Consider the following 21,055-nt stretch of genomic DNA (forward strand, 5'->3'; position numbering starts at 1 on the left):
TCTCAAATTCGTCTCTTGCAGATACGCCGACGCGGGAGACCGGCTCCCGCGTGGCGTACAACGTCCATCGACAGGCGATGGGAGGGAAGCGCAAGCCTGGCTTACTTGTTGTCCTTCACTTCTTCGAACTCGGCGTCGACCACGTCGTCCGCTGCGTCCTTGGCTTGCTCCGCACCCTGGGCTTCAGCGCCCGGCTGCGGCTGCTCGGCGTACATCTTCTGCGCCAGCGGGGCAGTGACTTCGGACAGGGCGTTCATCTTGGCCTCGATCTCGGCCTTGTCGTCGCCCTTGATCGCCACTTCCAGGGCGCTCAGGGCAGCCTCGATGGCGGTCTTCTCGTCCGCGGTGACCTTGTCGCCGGCCTCGGTGATCATCTTGCGGGTGGCATGCACCAGCTGATCGCCCTGGTTACGCGCGCCGGCCAGCTCCTCGAACTTGCGGTCTTCCTCGGCGTTGGCCTCGGCGTCACGCACCATCTGCTGGATCTCTTCCTCGGACAGGCCGGAGTTGGCCTTGATCACGATGGACTGCGACTTGCCGGTGGCCTTGTCCTTGGCGGACACATGCAGGATGCCGTTGGCGTCGATGTCGAAGGTCACTTCGATCTGCGGCACGCCGCGCGGCGCTGGCGGAATCTCGGCCAGGTCAAACTTGCCCAGGGACTTGTTGCCGCTGGCCTGCTTGCGCTCACCCTGCAGCACGTGAATGGTCACGGCGCTCTGGTTGTCGTCGGCGGTGGAGAACACCTGGGACTTCTTGGTCGGGATGGTGGTGTTCTTCTCGATCAGCGCGGTCATCACGCCACCCATGGTTTCGATACCCAGGGTCAGCGGGGAGACGTCGAGCAGCAGCACGTCCTTGACGTCGCCGGCCAGTACCGCGCCCTGAATGGCGGCGCCCATGGCCACGGCTTCGTCCGGGTTGACGTCCTTGCGCGCTTCCTTGCCGAAGAACTCGGCCACGGTCTTCTGCACCAGCGGCATGCGGGTCTGACCACCGACCAGGATCACGTCGTTGATCTTGCTCACGTCGATACCGGCGTCCTTCAGGGCGATGCGGCACGGCTCGATGGTACGGGCAACCAGATCCTCAACCAGGGCTTCCAGCTTGGCGCGGGAAATCTTCACGTTGAGGTGCTTCGGACCGCTGGCATCGGCAGTGATATACGGCAGGTTGACGTCGGTCGACTGGCTGGAGGACAGCTCGATCTTGGCCTTCTCTGCGGCTTCCTTCAGGCGCTGCATGGCCAGGGGGTCGCCCTTGAGGTTCATGCCAGTTTCTTTCTTGAACTCGTCGACGAGGTAATCGATCAGACGGATGTCGAAGTCCTCACCACCGAGGAAGGTGTCACCGTTGGTGGCCAGCACTTCGAACTGGTGCTCGCCATCGACTTCGGCGATCTCGATCACCGACACGTCGAAAGTACCGCCACCCAGGTCATAGACGATCACGGTGTGGTCGCCCTTGGCCTTGTCCATACCGTAAGCCAGCGCGGCGGCGGTCGGCTCATTGATGATGCGCTTGACGTCCAGACCGGCGATACGGCCGGCATCCTTGGTGGCCTGACGCTGGCTGTCGTTGAAGTAGGCCGGAACAGTGATCACCGCTTCGGTCACCGGCTCGCCCAGGTAGTCCTCGGCGGTCTTCTTCATCTTCTTCAGCACTTCGGCGCTGATCTGCGGCGGCGCCATCTTCTGGCCGTTGACTTCCACCCAGGCGTCACCGTTATCGGCCTTGGCGATCTTGTACGGCACCATCTGAATGTCTTTCTGTACCACGTCTTCTTCGAAGCGACGGCCGATCAGGCGCTTCACTGCGTACAGGGTGTTGTGCGGGTTGGTCACGGCCTGACGCTTGGCCGACTGACCGACAAGGATCTCGCCATCATTGGCGTAGGCGATGATCGAAGGGGTGGTACGCGCGCCTTCGGCGTTCTCGATCACCTTGACGTTACCGTTTTCCAGAATAGAGACGCAGGAGTTGGTAGTCCCCAGGTCGATACCGATAATTTTGCCCATGTTTACTCTCCCAAAACTTGAAAATTCCACGACCGCCCTAGGCCTGTCGCGGTAGCACTAAAACGCTTGACTGCTTAATGGGGGCTGGCTGAAAAATTTCAAGCCTGCTCATCAATCGAAGGCGGCACCTCTGCCGGCGCCTTGCTTACCACCACCATGGCCGGACGCAGCAGGCGGCCATTGATCAGGTAACCCTTCTGGAACACCTTGAGCACAGAGTTCGGCTCGACGTTGGTGCTTTCCTGCATGGCCATGGCCTGGTGATGCTCGGGGTTGAACGGCGCGCCATGGGGGTCGAGCACTTCCAGCTGATGACGCTTGAGGGTGTCCTGGAACAGCTTGAGGGTCAGTTCCATGCCTTCGCGCACGGCCTTGATCGCCTCGTCATCCGGGCTGGACAGTTCCAGACCGCGCTCCAGGCTATCGACCACCGGCAACAGGTCGTTGGCGAACTTCTCCAGGGCGAACTTGTGCGCCTTCTCCACATCTTGCTCGGCGCGGCGGCGCACGTTCTGCAGGTCGGCGGCCATGCGCAGTGACTGATCCTGCGCAGCGGCCAGCTGCTCTTCCAGCGTTTGCACGCGGGCAGCCAGGTCATCACTGGCCGCCTCTGCTGCTGGGGCCTCGGGAATCTGCGTATCCAGGGTCTGTTCGTCAGCCATGCGGGTCTCCTCGAAAAAATGCCAGCGCAAGCCATGGCCTGCGCGCTTGCCCTCTATTTGGGGATACCTGCACTGAATTCAAGGGCTATTTGTCCGAGGCTTGAAGCGCGCCGGCAGACTACTGTATAAATATCCACATCAAAGGTCGGGAGGCCTCCCCATGCTGGTGCATCTGTCCGTACACAACTACGCCATCGTTGAACATCTCGACCTTGAGCTGGACGCCGGCATGAGCGTGATCAGCGGCGAAACCGGCGCCGGCAAGTCGATCATGCTCGATGCCCTGGGCCTGTGCCTGGGTGATCGCGCCGACAGCGGCGTGGTGCGCCCAGGGGCGGACAAGGCGGATATTCTTGCCAGCTTCGATATCACCGACATTCCGGAAGCCCGCGCCTGGCTGGCCGAGCGCGACCTGGATAACGATGGCCCCTGCATCCTGCGCCGGGTGATCACCGCCGAGGGCCGCTCACGCGGCTATATCAATGGCTCGCCCTGCCCCCAGGGCGACCTCAAGGCCCTGGGCGAGCTACTGATCGATATCCACAGCCAGCACGAACACCAGTCCCTGCTCAAACCCGACACCCATCGCCGCCTGCTCGACGAATATGCCGGCAGCCAGGAACTGGCACGCCAGGTACAGCTCGCGGCGCAGCGCTGGAAGCAGACCCGCAGCGAACTGGAGCGGGTGTCCAGCATCGGCGACGAGCAGCGCGCACGCCACCAGCTGCTCAGCTACCAGCTGGAAGAACTGGACAACCTGGCCCTGGGTGAAGATGAGCTGCAGCAACTGGAACAGGAACACAAGAACCTGACCAACGCCGAAAGCCTGCTCAGCGCCTGCCGCCTGGTGCTGGATCAGTGCAGCGAGAGCGATGCCGGCAACGTGCTGTCGGCCCTGACCAACAGCCTGAACCGCCTCAGCGCCTTCCAGGGCCAGCCCGGCGCCCTGAGCGAAGCGATCAATCTGCTGGCCAGTGCGCAGATTCAGGTGGAAGAAGCGATGGGCGAGCTGAACCGCTTTATCGACCACTTCGACGCCGACCCCGAGCGCCTACAGCAGATGGAAGAACGCCTGGATGCCATCTATACCCTGGCGCGCAAGCACCGCATCCAGCCGAGCGAGCTGGGCGCCATGCAACAGCAGCTGTTCGACGAGCTGGAGAGCCTGAACGCCGACGACCAGGCCGCCGAGCGCTTGAGCGAAGAGCTGGACGCCTACGGCCGCCATTACCAGGACAAGGCCAGCGAACTCAGCACCCTGCGCGGCCAGGCGGCCGAGCGCCTGGCCGCCGCCGTGCAGCAGGAAATGCAGCTACTGGGCATGCCGGGCGGGCGTTTCAGCATCGAACTGCGCGCCAACCCCAACCCGGAGCCGCAGCCCAATGGCCTGGAGCAGCTGGAATTTCTGGTCAGCGCCAACCCTGGCCAGCCGCTCAAGCCCCTGGCCAAGGTCGCCTCGGGCGGCGAGCTGTCGCGGATCAGCCTGGCCATCCAGGTGATCACCGCGCAGACCTCGCGGGTGCCGACCCTGGTATTTGATGAGGTGGATGTCGGTATCGGCGGTCCCACCGCCGAAGTGGTCGGCCAGCTGCTGCGCCGCCTGGGTGAACGTGGTCAGGTGCTGACCGTGACCCACTTGCCGCAAGTTGCCGCCCAGGGTCATCAGCACCTGTTCGTGCACAAGATCCGCGAGCAGGACAGCACCCGCACCGCCGTCAGCAAGCTGGAAACCGCGCAGCGGGTCGAGGAAATCGCCCGCATGCTCGGCGGCGTCGACCTCACCGAGGAATCCCTGGCCCATGCCCGCAAGATGGTCAGCAGTGCCCAGGCCTGATCCGCAGGGTGCGCTGTGCGCACCGTCGATCTGCCACCCGAACTGCTGCGCATCACGGATACACAGACAATAAAAAGGCGACCCGCGGGTCGCCTTCTTTATCGGTGCATCAATCAGCTTTTCTTGCGCACATACAGCACCAGATTGTGATCAACCAGCTCGAAACCGTGCTCCTTGACGATTTCTTTCTGGCGCTTCTCGATCTCGGGATCGAAGAACTCGATCACCTCACCGGAGTCGACGCAGACCATATGGTCGTGGTGCCCGCTATCAGCCAGTTCGAAGACCGCATGACCGCCGTCGAAGTTATGCCGCACCACCAGGCCTGCAGCCTCGAACTGGGTCAGCACCCGATAAACGGTGGCCAGCCCCACGTCGTCGCCAGCCTCCATCAGGGACTTGTAGACATCCTCGGCGCTCATATGGCGCTGCTCGGCGTGGTCGAGCATCTGCAGGATCTTGACCCTGGGCAGGGTTACTTTCAGGCCAGCTTTGCGTAGTTCGTTATTTTCAACCATGGTCTGCTTTCTCACGGAAGCGGCTTCGCAGCTTCCCTTATTGCGGGTATGATCCGGGTTCTAATTGCCCAGCCAAGATAGTGGAAGTCACCCACCGATGCAAAAAACCAAGCTCTTGCTGACCAGCCTCACCTTTACGGGGCTTATCGCACTCGCCGGTTGTTCGTTCCCCGGGGTTTATAAAATCGACATCCAACAGGGCAATGTCGTAACGCAGGACATGATAGACCAGTTGCGCCCGGGAATGACCCGCCGGCAAGTGCGGTTTATCATGGGCAATCCGCTCCTCACCGACACTTTCCACGCCAATCGTTGGGATTATCTGTACAGCATCCAGCCCGGCGGCGGCACCCGCCTGCAGGAACGCATCAGTCTGATGTTCGATGGCAACGACCAACTGGCCGGCCTTTCCGGTGACTTTATGCCGGGCGTCAGCCGCGATCAGGCGATCCTAGGCGAAGGCGAAAGCAGCGTGATCAGCGCACCCCAGCCCGTTGAAGAGCGCCCAGCACCCGGTTCACTGCTGGAACAGATCCAGCGCGAAGTGGATCAGGTGGAAGTGGTGCCGGTACCGGTTCCCGAGCCCCTGGAAACCGATCCGCAGTAAGCACAGCCGATCACGAAAAAGCCCGACGCGAGTCGGGCTTTTTCGTTGCGCGCTACAACGACCGCACACTAAGCACCGCCATCATCCTCTGCCCGGGCCTTGGCCTTGGCCGCGCGCTGTTTGCGCACTTCCTTGGGATCGGCGATCAGCGGCCGGTAGATTTCCACCCGCTCGCCGTCCTCAAGCACTCGCTCATCGGGCTTGGCCACGGCCTTGCCGAAGATGCCCAGGGGGCTGCTGTCCAGATCCAGATCGGGAAAATGCTGCTGCATACCGGACAACTGCGCCGCCTGACGCACAGTAGTGCCGTGGGGCACGGATAGGCGCAGAAGCTTCTGCTTGTCGGCCAGGGCGTAGACTACCTCGACCACGATCGGCTGCTTATCCATAGAGTTGCCTCGCCCGCTGACAGAAGGCGTCCACAAGGGTGTTGGTGGCCTGATTGAACAAAGGACCAAGGGTGGCGCGCACCAGCGGCCCGGCATAGTCGAAGGTCAGATCCAGGCTGATCTTGCAGGCCTTGTCACCCAGCGCCTTGAACTCCCAGTGCCCGGACAGCTGGCTAAAGGGCCCCTCTTCCAGACTCAGACGAATCATCTCGCCGGGCACCAGGGTATTGCGGGTGACGAAGCGCTGACGCAGGCCGCCCTTGGCCACCGAGAGGCTGGCGCGCATATGGGTTTCACTGACCTCCAGCACCTCGCTGGCCGCGCACCAGGGCAGAAAGTCCGGGTAGCTGGCCACATCATTGACCAGGTCGAACAGCGCCTGGGCCGGATAGGGCAACAGGGCCGAACGCTGAATATGGGTACTCATCGGCTTATCACTCCAACCACCGCCCTCACTTGCTCAGCTCGGCAATAAACACGATCAGCACGCCCACCGGCGCTACCACACGCACCAGCCAGTAAACCAGATTGAATAGCAGCGGATTCTTGATCGACAGCTCCTCACGCACGCTGTCACGGCCCATCACCCAGCCGGCGAACAGGGCGAAGGCCAGGCCGCCCAGGGGCAGCATGATGCGGCTGGTCAGGTAGTCCACGCTGTCGAAGAAGGTCTTGCCGCCTTCGGCGCCCCACTGCAGCAGATGGAAACCATCCTCGGCGAAGACAAAGAACTTGGCCTCGGCCCACAGGTTGAAGGACAGCACCGTGCCCATACCCACCAGCCAGCACAGCAGCGCCAGCACGGCGGTCACCAGCACCCGGCTGCGCCCGCTCTTCTCGACGAAATAGGCCACCGCCGGCTCCAGCATGGAGATCGATGAACTCCAGGCCGCCACCGCCACTAGCACAAAGAAGATCAAGCCCATGATCTGGCCGAAGGCGATATTGCCGAAGGCGATCGGCAGGGTGACGAACATCAGCCCCGGGCCACCGCCCGGCTCCAGGCCGGCGGCGAAGACGATGGGGAACAGCGCCAGACCGGCGGTCAGCGCCACGAGGGTATCGAGCAGGCCAACGGTGAGCACGGTGGCGCCGATGGAGGCGTTCTTCGGCATATAGGCGCCGTAGACCATGATCGAACCGACGCCCACGCTCAGGGTAAAGAAGGCATGGCCCATGGCGGCGAGGATGCCGTCCTGCACCTTGCTTGGGTCGAAATGAAAGAGGAAATCGAAACCCTGCATAAAGTGCCCGGTGGTCAGGCTGTAGCCCAGCAACACCAGCAGCAGGACGAACAGCAGCGGCATCATGATACGCAGGCTGCGCTCAAGACCGGCCACCACGCCCTTGGCGATGACAAAGGCAGTGACCAGCATAAACAGGCTATGCCACAGGGTCAGGCGCCAGGGGTCCGAGGTCAGCCCACCAAAGGCGGCGCCGGCGCCGTCCGCCGTCACCCCGGTAAAGTCGCCGCGGCCCATGCCGAGGATATAGTCCAGCGACCAGCCGGCCACCACGCTATAGAAAGACAGGATCAACAACGCGGCGACCATGCCCATCAGCGCAGCCAGAGACCAGTGCCTGGACGCCCCGGCCTCGATGGCCAGGCTCTTCATGGCATTTACCGGGCTCTGCCGGCCGCGACGGCCGATCAGGGTTTCCGCCAGCATGATCGGCACCCCGACCAGGGCGATGCACAGCAGGTACATGGCGACAAAAGCGCCACCGCCGTAGACCCCGGTCATATAGGGGAACTTCCAGATATTGCCCAGGCCCACCGCCGAGCCGGTGGCCGCCAGGATAAACACCCAACGGCTGGCCCAGGCGCCGTGAATCGAGACCTTGTCGTTCGCCATGCTGGCTCGCTCGCCTTCAAAGAAAAAAGATCGCGCATTGTCGAAGATTCGCCGCAGCGGCTCAACCGCAATCCCGCCACTTGTCGCGTTTTTAGCAGGCCGCGCGCATGGCATCCGCCTGCGCGACTCCCTATAATGCGCGCCCTATGGCTAAACAAAAGAAACACCCTCAAGGCAATATCGCGCTGAACAAGAAGGCGCTGCACGACTATTTCGTCGAATCCAAGTTCGAGGCGGGCCTGGCCCTGTCCGGCTGGGAAGTGAAAAGCCTGCGCGCCGGCAAGGCGCAGCTGGTGGACAGCTACGTGCTGCTCAAGGACGACGAAGCCTGGCTGATGGGCTGCCATATCACCCCATTGAAGGCCGCCAGCACCCACGTCATTGCCGACCCCACGCGCACCCGCAAGCTGCTGCTCAACCGTCGCGAGCTGGAAAAACTGTTCGGCGCCGTGCAGCAGAAGGGTTACACCTGCGTGGCCCTGTCACTGTACTGGAAGGCCCACCTGGTCAAGTGCGAGATCGCCCTGGCCAAGGGCAAGAAGGACTTCGACAAGCGCCATGTCGAGAAGGAACGTGACGCCAACCGTGAAGTGCAGAGAGCCATGCGTAGCAAGGGCAAGGACGAGTAAGTATTTACTTACGGCCTGCTGCGCGTCGGCCCTACTGCGTTAAAAACAGGTTCGGAATGCTCATGTACAACAGTACACTCCGCTCCCTCACCTGTTTTTGCCTTGTAGGACTCTAGCTCGCGAGCCCTCAAACGCGTTCTGCCGCCCTCTGACACTCTAGCGATTACGGTTTGACCGCTCCCCTGCGCTGCGCCCGCTCTTCCCGCCGCGCCTGCTGCTGCACCTCCGCCAGCACCTCCTGCACATAGTCGATATGCCGGTTGGACAGGGCCCGGGCTTCCTCGGCGCGGCCGTCCATGATCGCTTCATAGAGCGCCCGGTGCTGCTCGATCAGGCGGTCGCGGGTTTCGTCGCGCTGGGCGTACATGCCACCGATATTGGTTACCACATTGCGCTTGAGCAGGTCGAACAGCCCGCGGATGGTGTGCAGCAGCACCGCGTTGTGGCTGGCCTCGGCAATGGCCAGGTGGAAGTTGGCATCGGCCACGCCCTCCTCGGCCCGGGTCACCTTGCCGCCACGGCTGTAGCAGTCCTGCAGGCGGGCGAAGGCCTCACTGAGGCGCTGGCGATCCGGCTCGGTGGCGCGCTGGGCGGCGTAGTAGGCGCAGGAACCTTCCAGGGTATGGCGAAATTCCAGCAGATCGCGCTGGGCTTCGGGATTGCTTTCCAGCAGATGCAGCAGCGGGTCGCTAAAGGTCGAGCCCAGGGTTTCGGCCACATAATTGCCACCGCCCTGGCGACTGACCAGCAGCCCGCGAGCCGCCAGCTTCTGGATCGCCTCGCGCAAGGAAGGGCGCGACACGCCAAACCGCTCGGCCAGCACCCGCTCGGCCGGCAGCCGCTCACCAGCCTTCAGCGTACCTTCGAGAATCATGGTCTCCAGTTGGCTGACGATATCGTCCGACAAACGGCGCTGGCGCACCTGGCCCACTTCCATACTCCACACTCCACTGGTTTGACCACCTATCCCGGGCCTTTTCAGGCCCTGCCGAGCAAGCCTATAGCGCGCCTGCAACCCTTACAACACGAGATCACTCGACCAAAGTCGTAAGCCCGGCAATTGACAGGCCGGTAACTGCACTTCTACCCTGAGCAAGCTGTTTTGTAAATTGGTATTACCAATTAAGCCCTAAAACAATTCCAAGAAGCTCACGAGGTTCCCGACATGCCGGTTCAACCCTGCCTTATCCGCACCCCGCTGCGTCCATCCATTCCCATGCGCTGCGCGCATCGCTAAGGAGAAGCCGCCATGTCTTCTGGACTGCTCGCCCTACTCGCCTTCTCACCCATTCTGCTGGCCGCCATCCTCCTGGTCGGCCTGCGCTGGCCGGCCAAACGCGCCATGCCGCTGGTCTATCTGCTCACCGCCGGCGTCGGTCTGTTCGCCTGGGACATGAGCTTCAACCGGGTGCTGGCCTCCACCGTGCAGGGGCTGCTGATCACCCTGGGCCTGCTGTGGATCATCTTCGGCGCCATCTTGCTGCTCAACACCCTCAAGCATTCCGGCGGCATCACCGCGATCCGCGCCGGCTTTACCACCATCAGCCCGGATCGACGCATCCAGGCCATCATCATCGCCTGGCTGTTCGGCTGCTTTATCGAGGGTGCCTCCGGTTTCGGCACCCCGGCGGCCATCGCCGCGCCGCTACTGGTGGCCATCGGTTTCCCGGCCATGGCTGCGGTGCTGATGGGCATGCTGGTGCAGAGCACGCCGGTGTCCTTCGGCGCGGTGGGCACCCCGATCATCGTCGGCGTCAACAGCGGCCTGGATACCGCCACCATCGGTGCGCAGCTGGTGGAACAGGGTTCGTCCTGGGCGCAGCTCCTGCAGCTGATCACCAGTGAAGTGGCGATCATCCATGCCTGCGTTGGTGTGGTCATGCCGCTGGTGATGGCGATGATGCTGACGCGCTTCTTCGGCGCCGAGAAAAGCTGGAAGGCCGGCCTGCAAGTGCTGCCCTTCGCGATTTTCGCCGGGCTGGCCTTTGTCATTCCCTATGCTGCCACCGGCGTATTCCTCGGCCCCGAATTCCCCTCCCTGGCCGGCGGCCTGATCGGCCTGGCTATCGTCACCAGCGCCGCCCGTTTCGGTTTCCTGGTGCCGAAGACCACCTGGGATTTCGCCCCGGCAGACAAGTGGCCGAGCGAGTGGCTGGGCACTGTGGAAATGAAGCTGGAAGACCTCACCGCCAAGCCCATGAGCACCCTGCGCGCCTGGTTGCCCTATGTACTGGTGGGCGCCCTGCTGGTGATCAGCCGGGTGGTGCCGGAAGTGGGCAGCGCCTTCAAGGCGGTGGTGATCAACTTCCCCGACCTGCTGGGCGAAACCGGCGTCAGCGCCAACTTTATGCCCCTGTACCTGCCGGGCGGCATTCTGGTGGCCGTGGTTATCGCCACCTTCTTCCTGCATGGCATGAAGCTGCGCGACCTGGGTAGCGCGGTGAAGGAATCCTCGGGCGTGCTGCTCAGCGCCGGTTTCGTCCTGCTGTTTACCGTGCCCATGGTGCGCATCCTGATCAACTCCGGGGTCAATGGCGCCGAGCTGGCCAGCATGCCGATCCTCATGGCGCGCTGGGTGGCCGATAGCGTCGGTGCCATCTACCCGCTGCTGGCGCCAAGCATCGGTGCCTTGGGTGCCTTTATCGCCGGCTCCAACACGGTGAGCAACATGATGTTCAGCCAGTTCCAGTTCGGCGTGGCCAGCAGCCTGGGCATCTCCAGCGCGCTGATCGTCGCAGTGCAGGCCATTGGCGCCGCCGCCGGCAATATGGTGGCAATCCACAATGTGGTGGCCGCCTCCGCCACCGTGGGCCTGCTGGGCCGCGAAGGCAGCATCCTGCGCAAGACCATCTGGCCTACCCTGTACTACGTGCTGTTCACCGGCCTGATCGCCCTGTTCGCCGTCTATGTAATGGGCGTCAGTGACCCGCTGATGGCCGGCTGATGAAAACTACCTGCGTTGCCATCGCGGCGTTAAAAACAGGCTCAAAATGCTCATTTACACTCGTAAACTCCGCTTTTTCGCCTGTTTTTGCCTTGCGCTGGCTGCCTCGCCAACGTTTTTCCACGGCATGCCGGGGGCGCGCTAAACAACGCGCCCCCATTGCAGCAACCTTTTTTCTCCGGTGACTCCATGATTATTTCCGCCTCTACCGACTACCGCGAAGCTGCCCGGCGCAAGCTGCCGCCCTTCCTGTTCCACTATATCGATGGCGGCGCCTACGCCGAGTACACCCTGGGGCGCAACGTTTCCGATCTGGCCGAAATCGCCCTGCGCCAGCGGGTGCTGCGCGACATGTCCGAGCTGAGCCTGGAAACCCAGGTACTGGGCGAGACCCTGGCCATGCCGGTGGCCCTGGCGCCGGTCGGCCTGACCGGCATGTACGCCCGCCGCGGTGAGGTGCAGGCGGCCAAGGCGGCGGCGGCCAAGGGCATTCCCTTCACCCTGTCCACCGTGTCGGTCTGCCCGATCGAGGAAGTGGCGCCGGCCATCGACCGGCCCATGTGGTTCCAGCTCTATGTGCTGAAGGACCGCGGTTTTATGAAGAACGCTCTGGAGCGGGCCAAGGCCGCCGGCGTCACCACCCTGGTGTTTACCGTGGACATGCCGGTGCCCGGCGCGCGCTACCGCGACGCCCACTCCGGCATGAGCGGCCCCAACGCGCCGCTGCGGCGCATCCTGCAGGCCATGACCCACCCGAGCTGGGCCTGGGATGTGGGCCTGCTGGGCAAGCCCCACGACCTGGGCAATATCTCCGCCTACCGTGGCAATCCCACGGGCCTGGCCGACTATATCGGCTGGCTGGGCAACAATTTCGATCCCTCGATTTCCTGGAAGGACCTGGAGTGGATTCGCGACTTCTGGGACGGCCCGATGATCATCAAGGGCATCCTCGATCCGGAAGACGCCAAGGATGCAGTGCGCTTCGGCGCCGACGGCATCGTCGTCTCCAACCACGGCGGGCGCCAGCTCGACGGCGTGCTGTCCAGCGCCCGGGCCATGCCGGCCATTGCCGATGCGGTGAAGGGTGAGCTGACCCTGCTGGCCGACTCGGGCATCCGCACCGGCCTGGACGTGGTGCGCATGCTCGCCCTCGGCGCCGACTGCGTGATGCTCGGCCGCGCCTTCGTCTACGCCCTGGCCGCCGCCGGTGGTACCGGGGTGAGCAACCTGCTGGAGCTGATCGACAAGGAAATGCGCGTGGCCATGGTGCTGACCGGGGCCAAGAGCATTCGCGATATCAGCGCCGATTCGCTGGTGCGCGAACTGGGGCGCTAAGCCATCCGCTGCCCCGCTTTTGTAGGAGCCAGCTTGCCGGCGATGCCCTCGCAGCATGCTAATCGCCAGCAAGCTGGCTCCTACAGTTCAAAGATCAATCGCTGTATCCCGGAGCCTGTATGAGCCTGCCCGCCGCCTTTCTTGCCGAAGTCCAGCGCCTGATCCTCCGGGAGCGGCGCTTCGACGACCCGCTGTCCACACTGGCCTTTGGCACCGACGCCAGCTTCTACCGGCTGATCCCCAAGCTGGTGCTGCGGGTCGAGGCGGAAGCCGAGGTGGTGGCGCTGCTTAAGCTGGCCGGCCAGCACCGTGTGGCGGTGACCTTTCGCGCCGCCGGCACCAGCCTGTCCGGCCAGGCCATCAGCGACTCGGTGCTGATCGTGCTGGGGGATAACTGGAACGGCCGGGAGATCCGCGACCAGGGCGCGCAGATCCGTCTGCAGCCCGGGGTGATCGGCGCGGCGGCGAACGCCGTGCTGGCTCCGCTGGGGCGCAAGATCGGCCCGGACCCAGCCTCGATCGCCGCCGCCAAGATCGGCGGCATCGTCGCCAATAACTCCAGCGGCATGTGCTGCGGCACCGCGCATAACACCTACCACACCCTGGCCGGCATGCGCCTGGTGCTGGCCGACGGCACGGTGCTGGACACCGAAGACCCGCACAGCGTGCAGGCCTTCCAGGCCAGCCATGCCGTGATGCTGCAGCAGTTGGCCGAGCTGGGCCGACAGACCCGGGCCAATAGCGCCCTGGCCGCCAAGATCCGCCACAAATACCGGCTAAAGAACACCACCGGCCTGTCCCTCAATGCCCTGGTCGACTATGACCAGCCCCTGGATATTCTCAGCCACCTGCTGGTGGGCAGCGAAGGCACCCTGGGCTTTATCAGCGCGGTGACCTACCACACCGTGCCCGAGCACCCGCACAAGGCTAGCGCCCTACTGGTGTTCCCCGATGTGGAGAGCTGCTGCCGGGCGGTGACCGTGCTCAAACAGCAACCGGTGTCCGCCGTGGAGCTGCTGGATCGGCGCAGCCTGCGCTCGGTGCAGGACAAGCCCGGCATGCCGGAATGGGTCAAGGACCTGTCCGCCAACGCCTGCGCCCTGCTGGTGGAATCCCGCGCCGCCAGCCAGAGCCTGTTGCAGGAACAGTTGCAGCTGATCATGGCGTCTATCGCCCACTTCCCCCTGGAAAAGCAGGTGGATTTCAGCGCAGACCCGGTCGTCTACAACCTGCTGTGGAAGATCCGCAAGGACACCTTCCCCGCCGTCGGCGCGGTGCGCCGCACCGGCACCACGGTGATCATCGAGGACGTCACCTTCCCCATCGAGCAACTGGCCGAAGGGGTCAACCGCCTGCTCGCCCTGTTCGACAAGCATGGATATGCCGAGGCGATCATTTTCGGCCACGCCCTGGAAGGCAATCTGCACTTCGTCTTCACCCAGGGCTTTGACAGCGAAGCGGAAAAGGCCCGCTACGAAGCCTTTATGCAGGATGTGGCGCAACTGGTGGCCGTGGAGTTCGGCGGCTCGCTCAAGGCCGAGCACGGCACCGGACGCAATATGGCGCCCTTTGTCGAGCTGGAATGGGGCGCGGACGCCTACCAGCTGATGTGGCAGATCAAGCGCCTGCTCGACCCCCAGGGCATCCTTAACCCCGACGTGATTCTCTCCGAGGATCGCGATATCCACCTGAAAAACCTCAAGCCGCTGCCGGCCGCCGACGCCATCGTCGACAAGTGCATCGAGTGCGGCTTCTGCGAGCCGGTCTGTCCGTCCAAGGGGCTGACCCTGAGCCCGCGCCAGCGCATTGTGATCTGGCGCGATATCCAGGCGAAAAAACGCGCCGGGATCGACACCAGTGAATTGGAAGCGGCCTACCAGTACCAGGGCATCGACACCTGCGCCGCCACCGGCCTGTGCGCCCAGCGCTGCCCGGTGGGCATCAATACTGGCGATCTGGTGCGCCAGCTGCGCGCCCGCGACGCCAACAGCCAGCGCAGCGCCGACTGGCTGGCCAACAACTTCCAGCGCACCCTGCAGGGCGCACGGCTGATGCTGCAGGTAGCCAACGGCGCGCGCCGGCTGCTGGGCGCGCCGCTGCTTGGCCGCACCTCGGCGGCGCTGAGCAAAGCCAGCCAGGGCCGCGTGCCGCAGTGGACCCCGGCCATGCCGCAACCTCTGCAGCGCTTGCACCTACCCAAAGCCAATGACGATGCGCGGCCACGGGTGGTCTATCTGGCCGCTTGTGTATCCCGCGCCATGGGCCCGGCGACCGGCGATAGCGAGCAAATGCCGCTGCTCGACAAGACCCGCGCCCTGCTGGAAAAAGGCGGCTTTCAGGTGGTGTTCCCCGATGATCTGGACAACCTGTGCTGCGGCCAGCCTTTTGCCTCCAAGGGCTATGCCGAGCAGGCCGAGCGCAAGAAGCAGGAGCTGATCGACGCCCTGCTCCAGGCCAGCCGTGGCGGCCTCGACCCCATCTACTGCGACACCAGCCCCTGCACCCTGCGGCTGATGCAGGACGGCCTGGACGCCCGCCTGAAACTGCACGACCCGGTGAAATTTATCCGCGAGCAGCTGCTCGACCGCCTGCACATCACCCCACAGGACAAGCCGGTGGCGGTGCATGTCACCTGCAGCACCCAGCACCTGGGCGAAGCTCAAGGGCTGATCGATATCGTCCGTCGCTGCACCTCAGAAGTGGTCATCCCCGAAGGCATCCACTGCTGCGGCTTCGCCGGGGACAAGGGCTTTACCACCCCGCAGCTGAACAGCCACGCCCTGCGCAGCCTCAAGGATGCCGTGCAGCACTGCGACGAAGGCATCAGCACCAGCCGTACCTGCGAAATCGGCCTGAGCCAGCACGGCGGTATCGACTACCACGGCCTGGTCTATCTGCTGGATCGGGTAAGCCAGGCCAGGGCGTGAGCCTGCCCCACTCAGCGCTCCTCTCCCTAACCCTCTCCCAAAGGGAGAGGGAATGAACGGTGGCTGAGCCCAACCATGGATTGTCAACGAATGGCCCCAGACCAACGGCCCGATGGCGCGCTGGCGGCTTTCTATACTGAAAGCCTCAACCCGCCATCAGGAGTTTTGCCATGGGTCGTTTTAGCCTGTTCCTCGCCACCGCCCTGCTCAGCACTTCGCTCTGGGCCATGCACTGCCCGGCCGATATGGCCAAGATCGACGAACTGCTGAAAACCAATCCGCCCGCCGATGCCACTGTTCTGGCCCAGGTGCAGCAGCTACGCGCCGAAGGCGAGGCCCTGCACAAGGCCGGCAACCACAGCCAGTCGGTCAAGGTATTGGGCGAGGCCCTGCAACTGCTAGACGCCAGCGAATAGGCACCACCGCCTTGTAGGAGCCAGCTTGCTGGCGATCCTTGTAACTCAAAGGCATCGCCAGCAAGCTGGCTCCTACGGTCAGTTCAGACCACGCGACCCCGATACCTGTTACACCCCTTGGGCCAACAGGCTTAGGGCCAAGCGCCGCACCTGGGCAAGGTCGATGGGCTTGGCCAGGCAGGCCTGGGCGCCGCAGCGGCGGGCCTCGGCAAAACCGGCTTCATCCACCGTGGCGCTGATCACCAGCACCGGCACAGCCTGCAGGCGCGGGTTCTGGCGCATATGGTCGAGTATCTGCAGGCCATCGCCATCGGGCAGATCCAGATCCAGCAGGAGCAGGGTTGGCGTGCAGTGCTCCAGCTCGCTCAGGGCACGCTGGATGGAGGCGGCGCCGCGCACCTCGGCAAACTCGCGCAGCGCCTCCTGTACCACCTTGAGGCAGGCCGGGTGGTCCTCGACGCAGAGCACTTCGGCCAGCTGTCGCGGCTGGTTTACTTCCTGTCCGGCGCTGCCATGCCCATTGCCAGCATGGGGCGCCGCGGCGCCAGGCAGGTCGATCCAGAAACGACTGCCACTGCCGGCCTGGCTGTGAAAGCCCATCTCCCCCCCCATCAGGCTGGCCAGCTCGCGGCACAGCACCAGGCCGATACCGGTGCCGGGGATATTCGAATTCTCCCGCCCCAGGCGCTGGAACGGCTGGAACAGATTGGCCTGCTGCTCGGCACTCAGGCCCGCCCCGTTATCCTCGACCCAGAGGCGCACGGCATTGGAGCGGATCTCATAACCCAGGCGAATCAGCCCCTTGGGGCTGTTGTACTTGATCGCATTGGACAGCAGGTTGAGCAGCACCTGACGCACCCGACGCAGATCGGCCTGCACATAGAGCCCGGCATCCGCCTCCCTCACCAGCTGCAGCTGCAACTGGCGCTGCTGCACCTCGGGCTGGACCAGCTCGGCGCAGCTGTGCAGCAACTCACCCACCGCCACCGGCTGCAGGTTGAGCTGCTGACGCCGGCTCTCGATGCTGGACAGGTCAAGAATATCGTCCACCAGGGACGTCAGGTGCCGGCTGGCATTGACGATCTCCCGTGCGTAGTCGGCTTCCGGCCTGGCGTCGGGCTTGTCCTGGGCCTCCAGTTCGATCAACTGGCCGAAGCCGCAAATGGCATTCAGGGGCGTGCGCAGCTCGTGGCTCATGCTCGACAGGAAGCGGCTTTTGGCCTGACTGGCAGCCTGGGCGTCGAGACTGGCGCGGCGCAGCTCCTCCTGCACCTGCTTGAGCCGGGTGATATCCACATGGGTGCCGGCAATGCGCAGGGCGCGCCCCTCGACGTCTCGCTCCAGCACCTTGCCACGGCTGAGCAGCCAGGCGTATTCACCACGGGCATCGGCATAGCGGTACTCGGCCTCAAACTGATCCTCGCCACTGCCGGCGAACAGCTGACGCAGATGGCGGATACGCTCCAGGTCATTGGGGTGCACGCGCTGGTTGTATTCGCTAAACGGCATACGTTCATGGCTCAGGCCGAAACGCTTGAGAAAGTGCTCGCTGAGCTTGATGGTCATGCTCGGCGCATCCACTTCCCACAGGCTTTCGGTGGTGCTTTCCAGCACCAGCTGTAGAATGCGCTGGGTCTCGAAACGCTTTGCCTCGCTGGCCTGCAACTGCTCACCGGTGTGCAGCACGGCCTGGGCCATGCTGCTCAGCTCATGGATGCTGCTACTGGGTGCCGGCGGCTGATAATTACCCTGACCCAACTGCTGCATCATGCCGATCACCCCGTCGATAGGCTGCACCAGCTGCTGGCTGAGGCGCCGCGAACGCAGCCACATCAGGGCGAAAAACAACAGATAAAACACCAGTAGACCGGCAATCAACAGGTAGCCGATATGCAGGTAGCGCTCGGCCAGGCGATTGGTCTCGCGGAAGATGGCTTCCTCATCCACAACCAGAATCAGCTGCCAGCCGGTCTGGGGAATCTCGCTCCAGGCCATCAGCTGCTTGCGCTCGCCCAGCAGCACTTCCTGCACATTGCCCTCGCCATTGGCCATGGCCGCCAGCAGTGGCTGCATCTCGGGTCGCTTGGCCAGGCTGAAATCCTCAGGCTTGAGCACTTCGCGACGCACCGCCTCGGCATAGGAATATTCGGTCAGCTCGCGCAGGCCAAAGTCCTGCTCGCCAGCGCTGGGCAGGGCCATGATGTTGTGCTCGCGGCTGACCAGCATGGCGTAACCCTGCCAGGGCACGTCCAGCTCACCGATCTCCGCCAGCATCTGGCCCACGGTGATATCCAGCCCCACCACCCCTTCGAGGAAATCGCCGCGATACACCGGCGCCACTGCCGACATCATCCAGCCCAGGCCGGCCGGATCGAGGTAGACATCGGTCCAGGCCACCTTACGCTCGGGGTTGTGCTGGGCGTCGGCCAGGTAATAGAAGTTGTAATCCGGTATCACCATGTCATGGGGATACTGCTCGGGGGTCATAAAGAAGGGATAGATGCGGTTGTAGCTGTCCCAACTGTTGAAATACAGCGCCGCCACCAGCGGGTTGGCGCCCTGGATGGAACGCATCAGAGGGTCCAGTTGCGACAGACGCAGCGCCTTGGCGTGGTCCTGCTGGGCCAGGGGCGTGCTGTTGGCATAGAAGGAAGCCGCGCGGTCATCGTCGCTCAGGCTGTAGAACACCCCCGTATCGGTCACGGCATGACGGCGGCGCTCCAGAGCATCGGGCTGAAACGCCTGGTTCTCCAGAGCATTGACCGCCGCATCGCGGAAGATCTGCACCTGCGCCTCCACCGCGCGCAGGCGCGCATCGATCACCTGCCCCTCACGCAGCGCTGCCGCCCCCAGATCATCCAGGGCGCTCTGCTGCAGATGCTCGATCTGCGCATCACGGATCGCCGCATTGCTCAGCAGGTACACGGCAATCAGCACCGACTCCACCAGGATCAGCGGAATCAGCGCGCTCTGCACAAAGGCACGCCAGATCCACTGACGCAGGGGGTATTGCGATGCGCGGGGCATAGGGAATCTCATGGCTACGACGGGGCACTCGATGGGGCAATCATAGCGTTATGCCGCGCCATACGCCCGTATTCACAAAGGCAGGTCGACGCTACGGAACCTTTGCCGTAAACTCGCGTCCTAGCTACAGCTTGAAAGTTTTGGGGCCGATTAGGATTCGACGCCGGTAGCGAAACTTGAGGGGCATGCCGAGTTGGTAACAGAACTCGTAAATCCACTGTTGCAAACTTATAGTTGCCAACGACGACAACTACGCTCTAGCCGCCTAAGTGCCGCTAGCTGACCCTAGGGGATGCCTGTAAACCCGAAGATTTGGTCAGTCATATAGAACAGGATCGCCGCCAAGCTCGCTGCAGGTGTAACGGCTAAAACTTATGCAGCTCGCTCCAAGCACCCTGCCACTCGGGTCGCGCGGAGTTAACTTAATAGAGATGGCTACGCATGTAGAACCGATAGCGGAGAACTGGCGGACGGGGGTTCAAATCCCCCCGGCTCCACCAAATGCAAGTTTCCACATGTTCCCACATGACCGGAAACGCCCTGAAAAGCCCGCCCCGTGCGGGCTTTCTTGTTTCTACACGCTCCCTAATAGATACACACAGCACGCGCCGCCGTGTATCCTCCGCTGTACCCGCCATATAAATTGAAACTACGGGGTACACGAATGAGGCGCAGCGAAATCAAGCGTCGCCCGCTGGCAGACACGGTGCTTGCCACCCTGGAGCCAGAGGACAAGGAATACCGCGAGCACGACGGCAACAGCCTATATCTGCGCGTCAAGCCGGATGGTCGCAAGTCGTGGCAGCTGCGCTACAAGAAACCGGATGGCAAGTGGTCATGGATCGGCCTGGGTGGCTATCCCGAGGTTGGCGGCTCGCTAGCTCGCCAGAAGGCGGCGGAAATGCGCGGCGATGTATCCCAGGGCCGCAATCCGCTAGCGATGAAACACGCGCGTAAAGCCGCAGAAGCAGAAGCCGCATCCAACACCTTCGAAAAGCTCGCCCGCGAGTGGTACGCCAACAAGCGCAAAGGGTGGACTGAAGGAACAGCGGTTCGCACTATCGGCGCGCTAGAACTGCACGTTTTCCCGGTGCTCGGCAAACGCCCCTTCGCTGAAATCCTGCCCATCGAATGGATGGAGTTTCTGCGCGGCATGGAACAGAAAGGCATCGTCGAACAGACCAGCCGCGTGAGAGGCATGTGCAAGGAAATCTACGACCTAGCCCGTGTGACCGGCCGAGCAACGCACAACCCGCTTGAAGGGCTGCACAAGTTCCTGCAAACCCGCCCGGTGGAAAACTTCGCTCATGTATCCCAGGAAGAGTTGCCGGCACTCTTGCGCGCGATAAGGGCTTACCCCAGCGCCACTGACATTCGCATCGGCCTGCAACTGCTCTCCATGCTGGCCTGCCGTCCATCGGAGCTGCGCGAGGCCAGTTGGTCGGAGTTCGATCTTGATAAAGCCCTGTGGTCCATCCCGGCCGAGCGCATGAAACGACGCCGCGAGCATCTGGTGCCGCTGCCGCAACAAGCCGTCGAACTACTGCGCGACCTGCACGTTCTCACCGGCACCTATCCCCTGCTCTTCCCAGGCCGCAGCGACACCACCAAGCCCCGGAGCAATACCGTGTTCCTAATGGCACTGCGCCGCCTCGGCTATGAGGGCCGGCAAACCGGCCACGGCTTCCGGCACATCGCGTCCACCACCCTCAACGAACACGGTTTCGATGAAAACCACATCGAGGCCCAGCTATCCCACGTCAAAGAAGGGGTAGCCGGCGTGTACAACAAAGCGGTGTATCTGCCCCAGCGCCGGGAAATGATGCAGTGGTATGCCGACCACCTCGACAAGCTAGCAGGCGGCAATGTAGTGGCAATAAAGCGGGCCTGAAG

The 21,055-nt window shown here is 63.2% G+C and carries 16 protein-coding genes and 1 other RNA gene; 9 read left to right on the forward strand and 8 right to left on the reverse strand.

Features of this window, described 5'->3' with window-relative positions:
- Positions 1 to 101: 101 nt before the first annotated feature.
- Positions 102 to 2,018 (reverse strand): molecular chaperone DnaK, encoded by a 1,917-nt coding sequence (gene dnaK / locus GJV18_RS15275; RefSeq protein WP_160347138.1) that lies wholly within the window; start codon positions 2,016 to 2,018, stop codon positions 102 to 104.
- A 98-nt stretch (positions 2,019 to 2,116) separates the two neighbouring features.
- The gene (gene grpE / locus GJV18_RS15280; RefSeq protein ID WP_160347140.1) at positions 2,117 to 2,680 is read right to left on the reverse strand and encodes a nucleotide exchange factor GrpE; all 564 of its coding nucleotides are present in this window, start codon (positions 2,678 to 2,680) and stop codon (positions 2,117 to 2,119) included.
- 160 nt (positions 2,681 to 2,840) lie between these two features.
- Between grpE and recN the strand changes: the two genes are divergently transcribed.
- Positions 2,841 to 4,514: a DNA repair protein RecN gene (gene recN, locus GJV18_RS15285; RefSeq protein WP_160347142.1), complete on the forward strand. Its 1,674-nt coding sequence runs from the start codon at positions 2,841 to 2,843 to the stop codon at positions 4,512 to 4,514.
- Between the two features lie 113 nt (positions 4,515 to 4,627).
- Here recN and fur read toward each other — a convergent pair whose 3' ends face one another.
- Positions 4,628 to 5,032 (reverse strand): ferric iron uptake transcriptional regulator, encoded by a 405-nt coding sequence (gene fur / locus GJV18_RS15290; RefSeq protein WP_160347144.1) that lies wholly within the window; start codon positions 5,030 to 5,032, stop codon positions 4,628 to 4,630.
- A 97-nt stretch (positions 5,033 to 5,129) separates the two neighbouring features.
- On the opposite strand from fur, the gene GJV18_RS15295 reads away from it, so the two are divergent.
- A complete protein-coding gene (locus GJV18_RS15295) occupies positions 5,130 to 5,639 on the forward strand; it encodes an outer membrane protein assembly factor BamE (RefSeq protein ID WP_160347146.1) in 510 nt (169 codons plus the stop codon).
- Positions 5,640 to 5,707: 68 nt separating this feature from the next.
- Here the strand turns inward: GJV18_RS15295 and GJV18_RS15300 are convergent, their stop codons facing one another.
- The 3 genes from GJV18_RS15300 to GJV18_RS15310 are packed head-to-tail and all read right to left on the reverse strand — an operon-like array spanning position 5,708 to position 7,884.
- Entirely contained in the window at positions 5,708 to 6,028 is a 321-nt protein-coding gene (locus tag GJV18_RS15300; RefSeq protein ID WP_160347148.1) for an RnfH family protein, read from the reverse strand.
- Complete coding sequence (locus tag GJV18_RS15305; RefSeq protein ID WP_160347150.1) at positions 6,021 to 6,455, reverse strand: type II toxin-antitoxin system RatA family toxin; 435 nt, start codon at positions 6,453 to 6,455, stop codon at positions 6,021 to 6,023. The genes GJV18_RS15300 and GJV18_RS15305 overlap by 8 nt, the downstream gene beginning before the upstream one ends.
- A 25-nt stretch (positions 6,456 to 6,480) precedes the next feature.
- A complete protein-coding gene (locus GJV18_RS15310) occupies positions 6,481 to 7,884 on the reverse strand; it encodes a sodium-dependent transporter (protein WP_160347152.1) in 1,404 nt (467 codons plus the stop codon).
- Between the two features lie 146 nt (positions 7,885 to 8,030).
- Here GJV18_RS15310 and smpB point away from each other — a divergent pair, with 146 nt between their 5' ends.
- Positions 8,031 to 8,513 carry an SsrA-binding protein SmpB gene (gene smpB, locus GJV18_RS15315; protein WP_160347154.1) on the forward strand — a complete coding sequence of 161 codons (483 nt, stop codon included), beginning with the start codon at positions 8,031 to 8,033 and terminating at the stop codon, positions 8,511 to 8,513.
- 163 nt (positions 8,514 to 8,676) lie between these two features.
- Here the strand turns inward: smpB and GJV18_RS15320 are convergent, their stop codons facing one another.
- Complete coding sequence (locus tag GJV18_RS15320; RefSeq protein WP_160347156.1) at positions 8,677 to 9,450, reverse strand: FCD domain-containing protein; 774 nt, start codon at positions 9,448 to 9,450, stop codon at positions 8,677 to 8,679.
- A gap of 312 nt (positions 9,451 to 9,762) precedes the next feature.
- Here GJV18_RS15320 and GJV18_RS15325 point away from each other — a divergent pair, with 312 nt between their 5' ends.
- The 4 genes from GJV18_RS15325 (at position 9,763) to GJV18_RS15340 (ending at position 16,135) form a co-directional block, all read left to right on the forward strand.
- Entirely contained in the window at positions 9,763 to 11,457 is a 1,695-nt protein-coding gene (locus GJV18_RS15325) for an L-lactate permease (RefSeq protein WP_160347158.1), read from the forward strand.
- A 189-nt stretch (positions 11,458 to 11,646) separates the two neighbouring features.
- Positions 11,647 to 12,792: an FMN-dependent L-lactate dehydrogenase LldD gene (lldD, locus tag GJV18_RS15330; protein WP_160347160.1), complete on the forward strand. Its 1,146-nt coding sequence runs from the start codon at positions 11,647 to 11,649 to the stop codon at positions 12,790 to 12,792.
- 119 nt (positions 12,793 to 12,911) lie between these two features.
- Entirely contained in the window at positions 12,912 to 15,719 is a 2,808-nt protein-coding gene (locus tag GJV18_RS15335; RefSeq protein ID WP_160347161.1) for an FAD-binding and (Fe-S)-binding domain-containing protein, read from the forward strand.
- Positions 15,720 to 15,889: 170 nt separating this feature from the next.
- Positions 15,890 to 16,135, forward strand: a complete 246-nt coding sequence (locus GJV18_RS15340) for a hypothetical protein (protein WP_160347163.1) — start codon at positions 15,890 to 15,892, stop codon at positions 16,133 to 16,135.
- Between the two features lie 108 nt (positions 16,136 to 16,243).
- On the opposite strand, the gene GJV18_RS15345 is transcribed toward GJV18_RS15340, so the two are convergent.
- The gene (locus GJV18_RS15345; protein WP_160347164.1) at positions 16,244 to 19,162 is read right to left on the reverse strand and encodes a hybrid sensor histidine kinase/response regulator; all 2,919 of its coding nucleotides are present in this window, start codon (positions 19,160 to 19,162) and stop codon (positions 16,244 to 16,246) included.
- A gap of 142 nt (positions 19,163 to 19,304) precedes the next feature.
- On the opposite strand from GJV18_RS15345, the gene ssrA reads away from it, so the two are divergent.
- Both ssrA and GJV18_RS15355 read left to right on the forward strand, forming a co-directional pair.
- Positions 19,305 to 19,662, forward strand: a transfer-messenger RNA (tmRNA) gene (gene ssrA / locus GJV18_RS15350).
- A 164-nt stretch (positions 19,663 to 19,826) separates the two neighbouring features.
- Entirely contained in the window at positions 19,827 to 21,053 is a 1,227-nt protein-coding gene (locus GJV18_RS15355; protein WP_160347166.1) for a tyrosine-type recombinase/integrase, read from the forward strand.
- The last annotated feature ends 2 nt before the right edge of the window (positions 21,054 to 21,055 follow it).

The organism is Pseudomonas xionganensis (genome assembly GCF_009763245.1).
Lineage (GTDB): Bacteria > Pseudomonadota > Gammaproteobacteria > Pseudomonadales > Pseudomonadaceae > Aquipseudomonas > Aquipseudomonas xionganensis.

What these genes read in the sequence shown, in the direction of transcription:
- dnaK (WP_160347138.1), bottom strand. Translation starts at nt 2,018, where the DNA reads ATGGGCAAAATTATCGGTATCGACCTGGGGACTACCAACTCCTGCGTC.
- grpE (WP_160347140.1), bottom strand. Translation starts at nt 2,680, where the DNA reads ATGGCTGACGAACAGACCCTGGATACGCAGATTCCCGAGGCCCCAGCA.
- recN (WP_160347142.1), top strand. Translation starts at nt 2,841, where the DNA reads ATGCTGGTGCATCTGTCCGTACACAACTACGCCATCGTTGAACATCTC.
- fur (WP_160347144.1), bottom strand. Translation starts at nt 5,032, where the DNA reads ATGGTTGAAAATAACGAACTACGCAAAGCTGGCCTGAAAGTAACCCTG.
- GJV18_RS15295 (WP_160347146.1), top strand. Translation starts at nt 5,130, where the DNA reads ATGCAAAAAACCAAGCTCTTGCTGACCAGCCTCACCTTTACGGGGCTT.
- GJV18_RS15300 (WP_160347148.1), bottom strand. Translation starts at nt 6,028, where the DNA reads ATGGATAAGCAGCCGATCGTGGTCGAGGTAGTCTACGCCCTGGCCGAC.
- GJV18_RS15305 (WP_160347150.1), bottom strand. Translation starts at nt 6,455, where the DNA reads ATGAGTACCCATATTCAGCGTTCGGCCCTGTTGCCCTATCCGGCCCAG.
- GJV18_RS15310 (WP_160347152.1), bottom strand. Translation starts at nt 7,884, where the DNA reads ATGGCGAACGACAAGGTCTCGATTCACGGCGCCTGGGCCAGCCGTTGG.
- smpB (WP_160347154.1), top strand. Translation starts at nt 8,031, where the DNA reads ATGGCTAAACAAAAGAAACACCCTCAAGGCAATATCGCGCTGAACAAG.
- GJV18_RS15320 (WP_160347156.1), bottom strand. Translation starts at nt 9,450, where the DNA reads ATGGAAGTGGGCCAGGTGCGCCAGCGCCGTTTGTCGGACGATATCGTC.
- GJV18_RS15325 (WP_160347158.1), top strand. Translation starts at nt 9,763, where the DNA reads ATGTCTTCTGGACTGCTCGCCCTACTCGCCTTCTCACCCATTCTGCTG.
- lldD (WP_160347160.1), top strand. Translation starts at nt 11,647, where the DNA reads ATGATTATTTCCGCCTCTACCGACTACCGCGAAGCTGCCCGGCGCAAG.
- GJV18_RS15335 (WP_160347161.1), top strand. Translation starts at nt 12,912, where the DNA reads ATGAGCCTGCCCGCCGCCTTTCTTGCCGAAGTCCAGCGCCTGATCCTC.
- GJV18_RS15340 (WP_160347163.1), top strand. Translation starts at nt 15,890, where the DNA reads ATGGGTCGTTTTAGCCTGTTCCTCGCCACCGCCCTGCTCAGCACTTCG.
- GJV18_RS15345 (WP_160347164.1), bottom strand. Translation starts at nt 19,162, where the DNA reads ATGCCCCGCGCATCGCAATACCCCCTGCGTCAGTGGATCTGGCGTGCC.
- GJV18_RS15355 (WP_160347166.1), top strand. Translation starts at nt 19,827, where the DNA reads ATGAGGCGCAGCGAAATCAAGCGTCGCCCGCTGGCAGACACGGTGCTT.